Source organism: Micromonospora sp. NPDC047467, from assembly GCF_040643095.1.
In the GTDB taxonomy this organism is placed as follows: domain Bacteria; phylum Actinomycetota; class Actinomycetes; order Mycobacteriales; family Micromonosporaceae; genus Micromonospora.
In genome coordinates this window covers 448,736-463,887 of the sequence record NZ_JBEYTO010000002.1, presented here as the reverse complement: position 1 = coordinate 463,887, position 15,152 = coordinate 448,736, and the positions used below count along the sequence as shown (strand labels likewise).

The 15,152-nt window shown below is 72.5% G+C and carries 14 protein-coding genes; 8 read left to right on the top strand and 6 right to left on the bottom strand.

Annotation, left to right across the window (positions count from 1 at the left end; all coding sequences use genetic code 11):
- Nucleotide 1 precedes the first annotated feature (1 nt).
- Nucleotides 2-2,488 (top strand): helicase-associated domain-containing protein, encoded by a 2,487-nt coding sequence (locus ABZ780_RS06370; protein ID WP_357004207.1) that lies wholly within the window; start codon nucleotides 2-4, stop codon nucleotides 2,486-2,488.
- 31 nt (nucleotides 2,489-2,519) lie between these two features.
- On the opposite strand, the gene ABZ780_RS06365 is transcribed toward ABZ780_RS06370, so the two are convergent.
- Entirely contained in the window at nucleotides 2,520-2,762 is a 243-nt protein-coding gene (locus ABZ780_RS06365; RefSeq protein ID WP_357004204.1) for a hypothetical protein, read from the bottom strand.
- A 97-nt stretch (nucleotides 2,763-2,859) separates the two neighbouring features.
- Nucleotides 2,860-3,756, bottom strand: coding sequence for a L,D-transpeptidase family protein (locus tag ABZ780_RS06360; RefSeq protein WP_357484728.1), 897 nt, complete (start codon nucleotides 3,754-3,756; stop codon nucleotides 2,860-2,862).
- A gap of 172 nt (nucleotides 3,757-3,928) precedes the next feature.
- Here ABZ780_RS06360 and ABZ780_RS06355 point away from each other — a divergent pair, with 172 nt between their 5' ends.
- Complete coding sequence (locus ABZ780_RS06355) at nucleotides 3,929-5,608, top strand: DNA repair helicase XPB (protein WP_357484725.1); 1,680 nt, start codon at nucleotides 3,929-3,931, stop codon at nucleotides 5,606-5,608.
- A 109-nt stretch (nucleotides 5,609-5,717) separates the two neighbouring features.
- Here ABZ780_RS06355 and ABZ780_RS06350 read toward each other — a convergent pair whose 3' ends face one another.
- The 4 genes from ABZ780_RS06350 to ligD (ABZ780_RS06335) form a co-directional block, all read right to left on the bottom strand.
- Nucleotides 5,718-6,413, bottom strand: a complete 696-nt coding sequence (locus ABZ780_RS06350; protein WP_357484721.1) for a hypothetical protein — start codon at nucleotides 6,411-6,413, stop codon at nucleotides 5,718-5,720.
- Nucleotides 6,414-6,555: 142 nt separating this feature from the next.
- Nucleotides 6,556-7,299: a TIGR03089 family protein gene (locus tag ABZ780_RS06345; protein ID WP_357484718.1), complete on the bottom strand. Its 744-nt coding sequence runs from the start codon at nucleotides 7,297-7,299 to the stop codon at nucleotides 6,556-6,558.
- A gap of 382 nt (nucleotides 7,300-7,681) precedes the next feature.
- On the bottom strand, nucleotides 7,682-8,593 hold the full coding sequence (ligD, locus tag ABZ780_RS06340) for a non-homologous end-joining DNA ligase (RefSeq protein ID WP_357484715.1): 912 nt from the start codon (nucleotides 8,591-8,593) through the stop codon (nucleotides 7,682-7,684).
- Nucleotides 8,583-9,524, bottom strand: a complete 942-nt coding sequence (ligD, locus tag ABZ780_RS06335; RefSeq protein WP_357484712.1) for a non-homologous end-joining DNA ligase — start codon at nucleotides 9,522-9,524, stop codon at nucleotides 8,583-8,585. The genes ligD (ABZ780_RS06340) and ligD (ABZ780_RS06335) overlap by 11 nt, the downstream gene beginning before the upstream one ends.
- 85 nt (nucleotides 9,525-9,609) lie before the next feature.
- On the opposite strand from ligD (ABZ780_RS06335), the gene ABZ780_RS06330 reads away from it, so the two are divergent.
- The 6 genes from ABZ780_RS06330 (at nucleotide 9,610) to ABZ780_RS06305 (ending at nucleotide 15,027) form a co-directional block, all read left to right on the top strand.
- Entirely contained in the window at nucleotides 9,610-10,635 is a 1,026-nt protein-coding gene (locus tag ABZ780_RS06330) for a Ku protein (protein WP_357484709.1), read from the top strand.
- 74 nt (nucleotides 10,636-10,709) lie between these two features.
- Nucleotides 10,710-11,348, top strand: coding sequence for a DUF4241 domain-containing protein (locus tag ABZ780_RS06325; RefSeq protein WP_357004185.1), 639 nt, complete (start codon nucleotides 10,710-10,712; stop codon nucleotides 11,346-11,348).
- Between the two features lie 100 nt (nucleotides 11,349-11,448).
- Nucleotides 11,449-12,162: an FKBP-type peptidyl-prolyl cis-trans isomerase gene (locus ABZ780_RS06320; RefSeq protein ID WP_357004182.1), complete on the top strand. Its 714-nt coding sequence runs from the start codon at nucleotides 11,449-11,451 to the stop codon at nucleotides 12,160-12,162.
- A gap of 187 nt (nucleotides 12,163-12,349) precedes the next feature.
- Complete coding sequence (locus ABZ780_RS06315) at nucleotides 12,350-13,174, top strand: hypothetical protein (protein WP_357485318.1); 825 nt, start codon at nucleotides 12,350-12,352, stop codon at nucleotides 13,172-13,174.
- 32 nt (nucleotides 13,175-13,206) lie between these two features.
- Nucleotides 13,207-13,863 (top strand): HAD family phosphatase, encoded by a 657-nt coding sequence (locus ABZ780_RS06310; RefSeq protein ID WP_357004179.1) that lies wholly within the window; start codon nucleotides 13,207-13,209, stop codon nucleotides 13,861-13,863.
- A 153-nt stretch (nucleotides 13,864-14,016) separates the two neighbouring features.
- Nucleotides 14,017-15,027, top strand: coding sequence for an NADPH:quinone reductase (locus ABZ780_RS06305; protein WP_357004176.1), 1,011 nt, complete (start codon nucleotides 14,017-14,019; stop codon nucleotides 15,025-15,027).
- Nucleotides 15,028-15,152 lie beyond the last annotated feature (125 nt).

The window sequence follows — 15,152 nt, the reverse complement described above, 5'->3', positions numbered from 1 at the left end:
GATGACCACCTCACTCGCCGACCACCTGCGGTCACTGCCCGACGAGTCACTGGCCGCGCTGCTCCAGCTCCGGCCGGACCTCGTCGTGCCCGTGCCAGCCGACGTCTCCGCCCTGGCCATCCGCGCCCAGTCCCGGGTCTCGGTGGCCCGCGCGCTGGACGGGCTGGACCAGTTCACCATGCAGATCCTCGACGCCGCCCGGCTCACCCGGCACCCGGACGAGGGCACCACGGCCACCGACGCCGTACTCGCCATGGCGACCGCCGGCCCTCACCCGCCGGCACCGACGGCCGTCCGGGCCGCCGTCGGCCGGCTCAGGGCGCTTTTTCTGCTGTACGGCCCGGAGCACGCCCTGCACGTGGCGGCCGCCGTCGACGAGGTCTCGCCGTACCCCGCGGGACTCGGCCGGCCGGCCGCGGACCTGGACCTGCGCGCGGCCGCGCTCTGCGCGGACCCGGCGAAGTTGCGCCGGACGCTGCTCGCCGCGCCCCCGTCGGCCCGGGCGATCCTCGATCGGCTGGCGGCCGGACCACCGGTCGGCAGCGTGCCGCCGGGCGCGTTGCAGGCACCGCCGATCGGCGCCGAGGACGCCGTGCTCGCCGATCCGACCAACGGTGGCGCGCCGACCGGCTCACCGGTGCGCTGGCTGGTCGACAACCGGCTGCTGGTCTCCGTCTCGGCCGGCTCGCCGACGGGTGGCGGCACGGTGGAGCTGCCCCGCGAGGTCGGCCTCCTGCTGCGCCGCGACACCGGCCCACTCGGACCGTTGCGCACCAGCCCGCCACCGGTGGCGGGCGCTCCGCGCGAGCCGAAGGCGGTCGACTCGGCCGGGGCCGGGCAGACCATGGAGGTCGTCCGGCACACCGAAGGGCTGCTGGAGCAGCTCGCCGCCGAACCCGCGCCGGTGCTGCGCTCAGGCGGTATCGGCGTCCGGGACCTGCGGCGGCTGGCGCGTACCGCCGGGCTGGACGAGGCGACGACCGCGCTGCTGCTGGAGGTGGCGTACGCGGCAGGCATCGCCGGCGAGCTGGAGATGCCCGGTTCGAGCGCCGGCCGGTACGGGGCGGATCAGCAGGTGTTGCCGACCGGCGGGTTCGAGGTGTGGCGGGCCGCCTCGCTGGCCCAGCGCTGGGAGCAGTTGGCCCGCGCCTGGCTGACCATGACCCGGCAGGTCGGCCTGGTCGGCCAGCGCGACGATCGGGACCGGCCGATCACGGCGCTCTCCGCCGAGGCCGAGCGGGCCGGCGCGCCCGCCACCCGGCGGGCGGTGCTCGCTGTGCTCGCCGACCTGGAACCCGCGACCTCTCCTACCCCCGAGGAGGTCCAGTCCCTGCTGGACTGGCGTGCGCCGCGGCGCAGCCGGGGCCGGGAGGCCGCCCATCGGGAGGTGCTGGGCGAGGCGGCGCAGCTCGGCGTGACCGGCCTGGGGGCGCTCACCTCGTACGGCCGGCTGCTGCTGGGCGAGCTGACGTCGGCCGACGAGCCGGGCGGCGGCGACCCGCTGGGGCTGCACGCGGACGCGGAGAGCGGTGATCCGTCCAACGCCGCCCGGGCGCTGGACGCGCTGCTGCCCGCCCCGGTCGATCACTTCCTGGTGCAGGCCGACCTGACCGTGGTGGTGCCCGGCCCGCCCGAGCCCGCGCTCGCCGCCGAGTTGGAAGCGACGACCGAACCCGAGTCGGCCGGCGGGGCCAGCGTTCACCGGGTCACCACGGCGAGCATCCGGCGGGCCCTGGACGCCGGTTACTCGGCCGACGACCTGCACGAGTTGTTCCGGCGGCGCTCGCGTACCCCGGTGCCGCAGGGGCTCAGCTATCTGGTGGACGACGTGGCCCGCAAACACGGCGGGCTGCGGGTCGGGTCGGCCGGGGCGTACCTGCGGAGCGACGACGAGACGCTGCTCACCGAGGTGCTGGCCGACCGGCGGTTGGAGTCGCTGGCCCTGCGGCGGCTCGCGCCGACGGTGCTGTGCACCACGTACCAGGTCAGTCGACTGCTGGGTGCGCTGCGCGACGCCGGGTACGCCCCGGTGCAGGAGGACGGCACCGGCAGCACCATCCTGTCCCGACCTCGGATCAGGCGGGCCCCTGCGCGGGTGCCGATGACCACCCGGGCCCTCGATCCGCTGGCCGCCCCGAAACTGCCGATGCCGCGGCTGCTCGGCGTGGTGGAGCACATCCGGCGGGGCGACGCGGCGGCGCGGGCGGCCCGGCGGGCACCGGCGGTCGTACGCGGCGGCGCGGCGGGGCTCGGCGGCGGCCCGGTGCCGGCGCACACGCACAGCGAGGCCCTCGCGGTGCTCCAACAGGCGGTCCGCGACAAGGCGCTGGTCTGGGTCGGGTACGTGGACGCGCACGGGGCGACAGCGTCACGGCTGGTCAAGCCGGTGTCGATCGGCGCCGGTTACCTACGCGCCGAGGACGAGCGGACCGAGATGCTCCATACGTTCGCGCTGCACCGGATCACTGCGGCGGTGCTGGCGGACTGACCGGAACAGCGAACGCAGCCGCTGCTGTCGATCAGCGGCGGCTGCGGCTGCGGCGTACGGTGCCGACGACCGAGATGATCAGCAGCAGCGCGAAGCCGGCGCCGGCGGACTCCCCGACCGAGTCGATGAAGCCCTGCTGCAACACCAGCCAGCCGAAGAGGAACCACCCGAGCAGGAGCGCTGCCGCGACGCCGTAGGCGACGACTGTCGCGCGGGACACCTCGTCGGGCGGCGCCTGCTCATGTTCTGCGATCACGTCACGGTCGACCGTCATGCCCAGCCTCCCCGCCCGGTCCAACCCCTGAACTCCCAAGAGTGTCACTTGTGGGACCTCTGTGACAGGGGTTAAAACCCGGAGTCGGGCAGCTCACTCAGGTGCCGGGGCGGCGCCCCACCAGCACGACGCGGGTGCCGACCTTGCCCAGCTCCCACATCCGGACGGCGTCGGCGTGCAGCAGATTGACGCAGCCGTGCGAGCCGATGGACTTGCTGTGCAGGTAGGTCGTGGTCTCGTGGAAGCCCATTCCCTGGGTGAAGTGCTGCCAGTACGGCAACCACACCTCGTACGGGTTGGACCACTCCTTGGGGTTGCGGTAGTTGACGGCGTACGTGCCGGAGGGGGTGCGATAGCCGGACATTCCGGTCCGGGTCACCGTCGGCTCCATGATCACTTTGCCGTTGCGGACCGCCCACACGGTCTGTCGGGTCAGGTCCACGCAGAACGTGGTGCCGGTGCCGGCCTTGCAGCGGGCCGGGTCGGTGGTGGCGAGCCGCTGGGCCACGTCGGAGGTGGTCGGCCCGGCGCGACCCTCGACGGGGCGAATGCCGTACCTCTTCTGGAACTTCTTGATGGCCGCGCAGTCGGCGGCGGACTGGCGGCCGTCCACGGTCACCGGCCCGAACCCGCCCAACTGGGCCAGGTAGGTCTCCACCGCGCGCTGATGCTCGCCCTGCGGGCAGCCGGCGGCCGGCGGCGTGGTGGTCGTCGCGGGGGTGGCCGGTGCCGTCGTGCCGCGGGTCGGCTTGGGTGTGGGTTTCGCCGTGGCGCTCCTGGTCGGCCCTGGCGTCGGCGCGGCCGGCGTTGGCCGGCCGCGCTGGTCCGGCCCGGACGTGCCGCTCGCCCCCGTTACCTGTTCCGCCGCACCGGCCGGGGCGGCTCCCCCGCCGCCACCCGCGCCGGACTGCGGATCGAACGCGCACGCGCCGGTGCCGACCAGCACGACCACCAGCGGGGCGACGAGTCGGGAAGTGATCCGGAAGCGTTTCATGGGACCTCCCCTGGACAGTCGTCCCATTGCTAGACGTCTGCCGGTGCCACTGCGGTTGCGCCCGGTCGGCATTTTTCTTCGCAGATCCCGCATCGTGCAACACTGGATGGTCGGCCAGCGTCGGGTAAGCGACCGCCGCGACCCGACGGCCAACCGAGGAGAGGACGCTGGCGTGAGCGGTGGACCACTGATCGTTCAGTCGGACAAGACCCTGCTGCTGGAGATCGACCACCCCGACGCGCAGGCCTGCCGGATGGCGATCGCGCCCTTCGCCGAGCTGGAGCGCTCGCCCGAACACGTGCACACCTATCGGCTGACCCCACTCGGGCTGTGGAACGCCCGCGCGGCGGGGCACGACGCCGAGGGTGTCGTCGACTCGCTGATCAAGTACTCCCGGTACCCGGTGCCGCACGCGCTGCTGGTGGACGTGGCCGAGACGATGGACCGCTACGGCCGGCTCCAGCTCGCCAACGACCCGGCGTACGGGTTGGTGCTGCGGGCACTGGACCGGCTGGTGCTGATCGAGGTGGCCAAGAGCAAGAAGCTCGCCGGCATGCTCGGCGACAAGATCGACGACGACACCATCCGGGTGCACCCGTCCGAGCGGGGCCGGCTCAAGCAGGCGCTGCTCAAGCTGGGCTGGCCGGCGGAGGACCTGGCCGGGTACGTCGACGGCGAGGCGCACCCGATCGAGCTGGCCGAGGCCGGCAAGGACGGCCGCAAGCCGTGGACGCTGCGGTCGTACCAGCGGGAAGCTGTCGAGGCGTTCTGGGCCGGCGGGTCGGGTGTGGTGGTGCTGCCCTGCGGCGCCGGCAAGACCCTGGTCGGCGCGGCGGCGATGGCCGAGGCGAAGGCGACGACGCTGATCCTGGTCACCAACACCGTGGCCGGCCGGCAGTGGAAGCGGGAGCTGATCGCCCGCACCTCGCTGACCGAGGAGGAGATCGGGGAGTACTCCGGCGAGCGCAAGGAGATCCGTCCGGTCACCATCGCGACGTACCAGGTGCTCACCTCGCGGCGCGGCGGCGCGTTCACCCACCTGGACCTGTTCGGAGCCCGCGACTGGGGCCTGGTCGTCTACGACGAGGTGCACCTGCTGCCCGCGCCGATCTTCCGGTTCACCGCGGACCTCCAGGCCCGCCGTCGGCTGGGCCTCACGGCGACGCTGGTACGCGAGGACGGCCGCGAGGGCGACGTGTTCAGCCTGATCGGGCCCAAGCGGTACGACACGCCGTGGAAGGACATCGAGTCGCAGGGCTGGATCGCCCCGGCCCAGTGCACCGAGGTCCGGGTGACGCTTACCGACGCGGAACGAATGTCGTACGCGACGGCGGAGGCGGAGGAGCGCTACCGGATGGCGGCGACCGCCCGCACCAAGCTGCCGGTGGTGAAGGCGCTTGTCGACCGGCACCCCGACGACCAGGTGCTGGTCATCGGCGCGTACATCGACCAGTTGCACCAGCTCGGCGAATACCTCGACGCGCCGATCATCCAGGGCTCGACCACGAACAAGGAGCGGGAGCGGCTCTTCGACGCGTTCCGGTCCGGCGAGTTGCGGACCCTCGTGATCTCCAAGGTCGGCAACTTCTCCATCGACCTGCCCGAGGCGGCGGTGGCGATCCAGGTGTCCGGGACGTTCGGGTCACGGCAGGAGGAGGCGCAGCGGCTGGGCCGGGTGCTCCGGCCGAAGGCCGACGGGCGGCAGGCGCACTTCTACACGGTGGTGTCCCGGGACACGATCGACACCGAGTACGCGGCGCACCGGCAGCGCTTCCTCGCCGAGCAGGGGTACGCGTACACGATCGTCGACGCCGACGACGTCCTCGGCCCGAAGCTCCCGACAATCGACTGACCGGGACGCCCTTGATCGACTCCATGTCGGGGATGTGGCGGCATCCGGACGCTTTGATGGCCCCACATCGCCGACACGGAGTCGATCAAGGCGAGGCGCGCAGGCGGGGTCAGGACGTGGGGGGTGGGCAGCGGTCCGGGAGGGTGACCTCGCCGGGGCGGTGGTCGAAGATGTCCATTGTGAACCACTCGTCCAGCTCTGGGTCGAAGAGGTTCTGCAGGCCGAACTGCAACACCTGCCACCACCGGCTCGGGTCCCGGTGGTCGACGTAGATGTCGCCGAGCGCGATCGGGAACCGGAAGAACTCCCCCGGCACGGTGGAACCGCCGACGACACCCACCCGCCAGTGGTCGACGTGCCGGTCCTTCCTGCCCTGCAGGATCTCCGGCCCCACGAAACGAGACGTCTTCAGCCTGTCGTTGAAGATCTGCCGGTTGAAGAACCCCGGGACCTTGCTGCACGCACGCGGTGGGAACAGCGGGATGTTCGGCCACTTGTAGGTGAGCGTGTAGAGCGTGTTCTCGTAGATCAGGTTCGTGAACCAGATCGGATGCTCGGGACCTCCGGCGACCATCTGGCTGTTGCCGTCCCTGCCCTGCCAGGTGAACGGCACGTCGATGCCGAGGTCGCGCACGACGTACCGGCCGGTGCCCTGGAAGTCGGCCGGGAGCTGCGGGGGGCGCGGTTCCCTCGGAGCGGGGGCCGAAGCGCCATCGGCCTGAGCCGCGCGGGGCAGCGGCGCGCCGGCCGGGCCGGGCGCGATCACCCCGAGGGCGAAGAGGCCGCCGGCCACCGCCGAAACCACAGTCCGACGTGTACGCCTCGACACCATGTCCCCTTCGCCCCGTGCGGAAACGCGACAGCGCGCGCTTTCGGCGAAGCGTAGGAGCAGGGAAAACGTGAAACCCGATGGAACGCGGCGGCTCCACCGGAAGGGTGACGGCGAGCTACAGAACCCGGGTGGCCCGCTCGGCGGCGACCACTGTATCCCGGTTCGCCGGGTCGAGGTTGGCGCTGATCACCACGGACGCGCCAGCGGAGAGCGGCGCGAGCAGCCACTTCAGCGGCTGCTCGTGCTCGGCGGCGTCAACCAGCAGCCGGTCGCCGGCGCGCAGGCCCAGCATTCCGGCGACCTCCTGGGCGAGCGCACCCCACTGCCCGTAGGTGGTGCCGTCCGCGCTGGCCGGGTCCGACGGGTGGATGGCGGTGTGGTCGGGCGTGACCTCGGGGTGCCGGAGCACCTCGGCGGACCAGTCCAACCAGCCCAACGGGACGTCGGCCAGCCGGCCCGGCCCGGTGCCGACGAGGTAGCGGTGCGGGGCGTCCGGCACGTCCTCCAGCCAGTCGTCCTGCCGCTGCGGCGTCACGAAGACCGCGTCGTACGGCCGGTCACCGCCGGGTTCGAGCACCGGCAGGCCCGCCGTGGCGCGCGGCCGGAACGACACCGCCAGGCCGCAGGCCCACGCGCCCAACAACACCGCGGCGGTACGCCAGTGCGGCGGCAACAGCACCGCTACGCGGCTGCCGGGGCCGAGCCCGCAGCCGTCCCGCAGCAAACTGGCGCTGCGCGCCGCCCAGGCACCGACCTGGTGCGCGGTCAGGTCGACGCGCTCGCCGGTCGACTCGTCGCGGTAGCTGAGCAGGGGGCGCTCGACGTCGACGGGTAGGTCGGCCGTGACGGCTGGCTGCATTTCCACGCTCCCCGATGACGACATCGACTCCACCCTACTCAACGACTTCCGTCGCTCCCGTCGTCATCACCGTGGCCCTGGTCGGCGGTGCCTGGTGGCGGCTGCGCCCCGCTTCGCCCGCTGTTCACGTCGCCGCAAGCTGATGCGAGGCGCGGCCATCGCCCCTACCCCAGACCCTTTGCTCTGCTTACCTATACGCAACGCTCACCCTCCGCGAGCACAGCTTCGGCCGCCACCCTCGGAGGCCGAGCGTGAAGCCGCAGCTCAACGCGGTGTTGCGTATAGGTAAGCAGAGCAAAGGGGTTGAGGGGTCCGGCCGGAGGCACTGACGCTTGTCGCGCTCAGTCACGGACAGCCCGCCGCGCCATCCAGAGACCCACCGTCAGAGGGGCAACTCCGGGCCGCCTTCGAGCAGTGGGCCGAGCAGGTCGCCGTACTCCTCGACCCGGGTCAGGACCTCGGCGGCGGTGAACTGGCGGACGGCCGGCTTCCGGCCGCGAGCGCCGGCCTCGACCTCGTCCCAGGTCAGCGGCGTCGACACGGACGGCACCGACTGGGCGCGCAGCGAGTACGGCGCCACGGTGGTCTTCGCCGCGTTGTTCTGACTCCAGTCGATGAAGACCTTCCCCGGGCGCAGGTTCTTGGCCATCTTCGACACGATCAGCTTCGGGTGCGCCTTCTCCAACTCCTGGGCGATCCGCTTGGCGTAGTCGGAGACCAGTTCGGAGGACTGTGTGCCGGCGATCGGGCAGCAGAGCTGCATGCCCTTCTTGCCGGACGTCTTCGGGTACGAGTCGATGCCGTCGTCGGCGAGCCGGTCGCGCATCAGCACCGCCACCGGGCAGCACTCGGCGAGCCCCGCCGGCGGCCCCGGGTCCAGGTCGACGACCATCATGTCCGGGTGCTCGCCGACCTTCCACTGCGGCGTGTGCAGCTCCAACGCGGCCAGGTTGGCCAGCCAGACCAGGGTGGGCAGGTCGTCGGCCACCACGTAGTCGATGGTCTCGCGACCCTTCGTCGAGCCGGGCGCGGGCAGGTTTTCCACGCGCACCCAGTCCGGGGTCGCGGCTGGCGTGTTCTTCTCGAAGAACGACTTGTCGTCCACCCCGTTGGGGAAGCGGATCCGGGTGACCGGCCGGTCCCGCAGATGCGGCAGCAGCACCGGGGAGATCCGGGTGTAGTAGTCGATCACCTCGCCCTTGGTGAAGCCGGCCGCCGGATAGAGCACCTTGTCCAGGTTGGACAACTCCAGTGGGCGGCCCTCGACGTCCACCCGTAGCCGTTCACCCGGCATCGTCGACCTCCTCGGGAGGCTTGTCCGGGCGCAACCGCAGCACCCGGGGGAAGCGCAGCCGGCCGTCGGGGGTGCGCTGGCCGTACTTCACCTCCACCACCACGCTGGGTGTTACCCAGATGGCACCTCGGGCATCCTCGCGCGGCACGCCCGGCGCGAACGGTGACACGCCGGAGCGCAGCGGCTCCAGCTCGGCGAGGAGCTGCCGTTCGATGGCGGCGCCGATCCCGCCGCCGACCCGCCCCCGGTAGATCAGCCGGCCGTCCGGGCCGGGCACCCCGACCAGCAGCCCGCCGATCCGACGCGCGCCCGGTCGCCAGCCGCCGATGACGAAGTCACCGGTCACCTCCAGCTTGACCTTCACCCAGTCCGGTGAGCGCACCCCGGGGCGGTAGACGGCGCCGACCCGCTTGGCCATCACGCCCTCCAGGCCATGCTCGCCGGCCGCCTCGTAGGTGGCTTGGCCGTCGGCGAAGACCGGCGGCACCGCCCACCGGGCGCCACCGAGCGCGAGCGCGTCCAGTGCCTCGCGGCGGCGCTCGTACGGCCAGCCGGTCAGGTCGTCGCCGTTCAACCGGAGAAGGTCGAAGATCATGTACGTCACCGGCATGACCGCGGCCAACCGGGCCGCCTTGTTCCGGTCCCGTACGTGCATCCGCTCGGCGAGCGCGGTGAACGAGGGCTGCCCGCCCTCCCCCAACAGCACCACCTCGCCGTCGAGCAGCACGTTGTCGACCTGCTCGGGCAGAGTGGCCAGCTCCGGGTACGCGGCGGTGATCTCGACGCCGGAGCGGGCGTACAGGTGCTGGACGCCTCCGGAGATGTCGGCGAGCGCGCGGACGCCGTCCCACTTGAACTCGTACGCCCAGCCGTCACCCGCCGGGAGCGGCCCGGTCATCGCGAGCATCGGCTTGAGCGGCGCGCCAGGCACGACCCGACTGTAGTAGCAGGCCGAACACCTCGCGTCAGGTTCTTTCGGATGCGAGCATGGTCGATACCGGGGAAGGGAGCGCAGGATGCGTGCCATCTGGAAGGGAGCCGTGTCGTTCGGGCTCGTCTCGATCGGGGTGAAGCTCTACTCCGCGACCGAGGAGAAGGACATTCGGTTCCACCAGGTGCACCGCGAGGACGGCGGCCGGATCCGCTACAAGCGCACCTGCTCGGTCTGCGGCGAGGAGGTCACCTACGACGACATCGCCAAGGGCTACGACATCGGCGGTGGCGAGATGGTGATCCTCACCGACGCGGACTTCGCCGACCTGCCGCTGACCAGCTCACGCGCGATCGACGTGCTGGAGTTCGTACCGGCCGAGCAGGTCGACCCGATCCTCTACAACAAGGCGTACTTCCTGGAGCCGGAGGGCACGGCCACCAAGCCGTACGTGCTGCTGCGCGACGCGCTCGTCGACTCGGAGCGGGTGGCAATCGTCAAGGTGGCGCTGCGCCAGCGGGAGCAGCTCGCCACGCTGCGCGTACGCGAGGGCGTGCTGCTGCTCAACACGATGCTCTGGCCGGACGAGATCCGTACCCCCGACTTCGGTTTCCTCGACGAGGACCTCAAGGTCCGTCCGCCGGAGCTGGCGATGGCCAGCTCCCTGATCGACTCGATGACCGGCGAGTTCGAGCCGGACGTCTTCACCGACGACTACCGGGCGGCGTTGCAGGAGGTCATCGACGCCAAGGTGGAGGGTCGGGAGGTCGTCCAGCCGGAGGAGGTCGAGGAGGCCCCGGCCGCCGCGGTGGACCTGATGGCCGCGCTGAAGGCATCGGTGGACCGGGCCCGCGCGGCGCGCGGCGAGCAACCCGCCCGTGGCGGTGGCGGCGGCGAGCCGACGCCCATCTCGTCGGCCCGCTCGGCGCAGAAGGCCGCCGAGAAGAAGGCGACCAAGGCACCGGCGAAGAAGGCCGCAGCGAAGAAGACGGCCGAGAAGAAGGCGGCCGAACCGGCGAAGAAGACCGCCGCCAAGAAGACCCCCGCGAAGAAGGCGGAGCCGGCGAAGAAGACGGCCGCCCGCAAGACCGCATCCCGCAAGACCGCCTGACCGGTACGGCAGCGCCGAAGGGTGTCCGCCGGCCGGGTACGCTCCGCCGGCCGCTGGCAACCGGAGGAGCCCTCATGCCGTACACCCCTGACCTGGACCGGTTGTTGACGCCCGGCGCCCGCTTCACCGACGAGCACGGCGCGTACCTGATCGAGGTTCACCCGGTGGGCGACATCGTGCTGCCGACCGGCCAGGTGGTCGGGTGCGACCCGCTGGTCTGCCCCGAGGCCGAGCCGTTCACGGTCACCGTGCCCCCGGGGCGTCATCCCGCCCGAGCCTGGGTGGCCGCCGTGCTGCGGGAGGACGCCGAGGTGGACCGGCGGGTGGCGGCGCTGGAGCTGGTGATCTCCGAGGCGTCGACGGTCCGCTGGGAACCGGCCGTCGCGGGCGACCAGGACGTCGCCGCCCTCGGCCCCGACGACTACTTCGGGTACGGGGTGGACGCCGGCGCCGGCACCCTCGCCGATCCCACCGCGCTCGCCGTCCTGGAAACCTGGGACGAGGAGCAGGTCGAGGAGGTCTTCATCCCGGCGGAACTGCCCTCGTCGCCGGTCCCGGGCCTGATCACCGCCGTGCTGGACGAGACCACCGGCGCCAACGTCGTCACCGTCGCCACGGGTTGGGGCGATGGCTGCTACGGAACCTGGATCGGGCGCGCCGCCGACGGGGGCGTGACTTCGTTCGTGACCGACTTCATGGTGGTGCCGGAATAACGTCCCGCGACGGCGTCCCTGGGCGATCCGAGACGTCCGGGACGGGCACGGGAGGCCGCAGGGCGGGTACCGTGTGCGTCGGCTTTCCCCCCGGCACCGGGTGCCGGCCACACCTTTGCAGCAGGGAGTCGACGACGTGAGCGAGCGCACGCAGCAGAACCGGTCGGAGGGTCAGAGCCCGGCGACCAAGGCAGGACGGCGTCTGGCCGCCCAGCTGGCGGCGCAGAAGGCCGCCGAGGCCAAGCGCCGCCGCAACGCGTGGATCGGTGGGATCGCCGGCGTGGCCGCGATGGCGCTGCTGATCGCCGGTTTCGTCTGGGTCGACCGGAACCGGGACGACAAGCCCGCCACCCAGGCCGGCGCCACCCCGTCCGCCTCCGCTCCGGCCCCGGACGAGGCCGCCGCGCCTCCCGCCCCGCAGCTGCCCGAGGGCGCCGACCCGGCGCTGGGCACCAAGCCGGCGGTGCAGGCGGGCACGGGCGAGCTGACCAAGCTCACGGTCACCCCCGTCATCAAGGGCAACGGCCCGGCGGTGAAGCAGGGCCAGACCATCACCACCAACTACGTGGGCGTGTTCTACAAGGACGGCAAGGAGTTCGACTCGTCCTGGAACGCCGGCCAGCCGGCCACCTTCGCCATCGGTGTGGGTCAGGTCATTCCCGGCTGGGACCAGGGCCTCGTGGGCGTGACCGTGGGCAGCCGGGTGCAGCTCGACATCCCGGGCGAGCTGGCGTACGGCAACGACGAGGCCGCCGCCGGTGGCCGTCCGACCGGCCCGCTGCGCTTCGTGGTGGACGTGCTCGGCGCCCAGTGACCTGTCCGCTTCGCCCCGGTTGTCGTCCGGCCGCGATGGAGTTGTTCACATGGGGCTTCCGGCCCGTTACCCACCGGCAGTAAGTTCGGCGTCACCCCGGGCGGCTCGCCGCCCGGGGTGAGCATCCGGGGACGGGGACGCGGAGGTGCACGTGACGCTGGACGAGTCTGGGCGGAGCGCCCGGCTGATGTGGACGCACTTCGAGGCTGTGCACGCGGTCACTTACTTCCACCCCCGGGCCCGTGCCGCATACGAGGCGGTCGGCCTGCGCGGTTACTGGCGGGGCTACTTCGCGGGCCGGTCCGCGCCGCTGGGCGCCACCGAGGCGGCTCCGGTGATCGCCGCCTTCTTCACCTTCGCGCCACCGATGGTGAGCCGGGCCCTGCCGGCGGTCTGGCGGTTGGCCACCCCACAGGAGGCGCTGCGGGCACGGCTGACCGGTGCCGTGCAGGCGCTCGCCGAGCTGACCTACGAGTTGCCCGAGGCGCACCTGGTGGAGACCGCCGACCTGCTGGAGGAGGCCGCCAAGGCGGCGCAGACGGCGGGCCGGGTGCTCGGCGCGGCCAACGCGGCGCTGCCGATCGGGGAGTACCCGCTGGCCCGAATCTGGCAGGCCGCGACGACGCTGCGCGAGCATCGCGGCGACGGGCACGTGGCGGCGCTGGTGGCCGCCGGTCTGGACCCGGTGGAGACGCTGGCCTTCAAGGTCGCGGTGGACATGTCACCGGTGAACCTGCTGGGCCGGGGCTGGACGGAGGAGCAGTGGCACGCCGCCCGCGAGCGGCTGGCGCAGCGCGGCTGGCTGACCGGGGACGGCGAGGCCACCGACGTCGGCCATGCCGGCTTCCAGGCGGTCGAGGACGCCACCGACCGGGCCGCCGAGCACCCGTGGCTGGCCCTCGGCGCGGATCGCACGGACCGACTGCGTGAGCTGCTGGACCCGATCGCCCGGTCCGGTCACGAGCTGATCCCGCCGGGCAGCCCGATCGGGCTGCCCGCGCTGCCCGCCTGACCCTGAGCCCGTTGGTCGGGCAGGATGGGCCCGTGGTGGATGCGGTGGTCTTCGACCTGGACGGCGTGATCGTGGATTCTGAACCGGTGTGGGAGGAGGTTCGGCGGGCGTACGTGGCGGAGCACGGCGGCGCCTGGCAGCCGGACACCCAGCGCCGGCTGATGGGCATGAGCACCGGCGAGTGGGCCGACTATCTCAGTGGCGAGTTGGGCGTGGAGCGCACCGCCGAGCAGGTCGCCGACGAGGTGGTGCGGGAGATGGCCCGGCGCTACCGGGAGCACGTACCGCTGATCGACGGCGCCGACGAGGTGGTGCGTCGGCTGGCCGCGCGATGGCCGCTGGGGTTGGCGAGCTCGTCACCGACCCGGCTGATCGCGGCGGCGTTGGAGGCCACCGGCCTGACCGACGCGTTCGTCGCCACTCTCTCCACCGAGGAGACCGAGCGGGGCAAGCCGGCACCGGACGTGTACCTGGCCGTCGCACAGCGCCTCGGCGTCGACGCGACCCGCTGTGCGGCGGTGGAGGACTCGTCCAACGGGGTCCGGTCGGCCGCGGCGGCGGGGATGCGGGTGGTGGCGGTGCCGCACGGCTCGTACCCCCTGGATCCGGACGCGGCCGGGCTGGCGGCGGTGACGCTGGGCTCGGTCGGTGAGCTGACCCCGGAGCTGGTGGCCGGGCTGCCGGGCTGACGTGCGCCGCGTCACGGCCGTCCGGTCCGTGCCACCGTGTGCCCGGTTGTCTTCGCGGGCCGCGTCGGTCGGCATGACGGGGACTGTGCGGGGTACCGCAGGCGGCGGTGCTCGACCCGGGTGCCGCGCGCCGGACAGCTGAGGAGTCGACGGATGAAGGCCATCGTGTACGAGCGCACCGGCGACCCCTCGGTGCTCCAGTTGGTCGACCGGCCGGTGCCGGAGCCGGAGGCGGGCGAGGTCCTGGTCCGGATGGCGGTGTCGGGGGTGAACCCGACGGACTGGAAGTCCCGGCGGTCCTCTGCGCCGAAGAAGTGGCAGATCCCCGGGCAGGACGGCGCGGGGGTGGTGGAGGCGGTCGGCACGGGAGTCGACGCTGAGCTGATCGGCGAGCGGGTTTGGATCTGGGAGGCGGCCTGGCAGCGGCCGTGGGGCACCGCCGCCGAGTACACGCTGGTCCCGGTGCGGCAGGCGGTCCGCCTCGGTGACGCCTCGTTCGAGGTGGGGGCGAGCCTGGGCATTCCGTTCCTGACCGCGCACCGTTGCCTGACGGCCGGCGAGCTGATGCCGGACGCGCTGCGCGCCGGTGCGCTGGCCGACCACACCGTGCTGGTGCAGGGCGGGGCGGGCGCGGTCGGCAACGCGGCGATCCAGCTGGCCCGGTGGGCCGACGCCACGGTGATCGCCACGGTGAGCAGCCCGGAGAAGGCGCAGCTCGCGGCGGCGGCCGGCGCCTCCTTCGTGATCAACTATCGGGAGCAGGACGTGGTCCAGGAGGTCCGCAAGATCGCGCCCGACGGGGTCCACACGATCGTCGAGGTCTCCCCTGCCCGCAACGCCGCGACGGACGCGCAGGTGCTGCGGCAGGGCGGCTCGGTCTGCGTGTACGCCGACGACGGTGGCGCCGAGATGACGGTGCCGGTCCGTCCGCTGTTCGCGCTGAACAGTCGCTGGCAGTTCGTGCTGGTCTACACCGAGCCGAAGGCGGCCAAGGCACAGGGCGTGGTCGACGTGGCGGCGGCGGCCAACCAGGGTGGCATCCGGGTGGGCGCGGACGCCGGCCTGCCGCTGCATTCCTACCCGCTGGCCGACGCGGCCGCCGCGCACCAGGCGGTGGAGGACTCGGTGGTGGGCAAGGTGCAGATCACCACCAGCGACGTCTGATCGGGTCGTCGGCCACCGATTTCCCCGTCATCAGGACAGAGCCGAACAATTTTCGCAACAATGGCGGTGCGGGTTACCCGCATGGAAAGGGCGGCCCCGGCGCGGTGCGAACGCCGGGGCCGCCC

Coding starts and splice junctions, on each gene's coding strand:
- ABZ780_RS06370 (WP_357004207.1), top strand. CDS start 2: ATGACCACCTCACTCGCCGACCACCTGCGGTCACTGCCCGACGAGTCA.
- ABZ780_RS06365 (WP_357004204.1), bottom strand. CDS start 2,762: ATGACGGTCGACCGTGACGTGATCGCAGAACATGAGCAGGCGCCGCCC.
- ABZ780_RS06360 (WP_357484728.1), bottom strand. CDS start 3,756: ATGAAACGCTTCCGGATCACTTCCCGACTCGTCGCCCCGCTGGTGGTC.
- ABZ780_RS06345 (WP_357484718.1), bottom strand. CDS start 7,299: ATGCAGCCAGCCGTCACGGCCGACCTACCCGTCGACGTCGAGCGCCCC.
- ligD (WP_357484715.1), bottom strand. CDS start 8,593: ATGCCGGGTGAACGGCTACGGGTGGACGTCGAGGGCCGCCCACTGGAG.
- ABZ780_RS06330 (WP_357484709.1), top strand. CDS start 9,610: ATGCGTGCCATCTGGAAGGGAGCCGTGTCGTTCGGGCTCGTCTCGATC.
- ABZ780_RS06325 (WP_357004185.1), top strand. CDS start 10,710: ATGCCGTACACCCCTGACCTGGACCGGTTGTTGACGCCCGGCGCCCGC.
- ABZ780_RS06315 (WP_357485318.1), top strand. CDS start 12,350: ATGTGGACGCACTTCGAGGCTGTGCACGCGGTCACTTACTTCCACCCC.
- ABZ780_RS06305 (WP_357004176.1), top strand. CDS start 14,017: ATGAAGGCCATCGTGTACGAGCGCACCGGCGACCCCTCGGTGCTCCAG.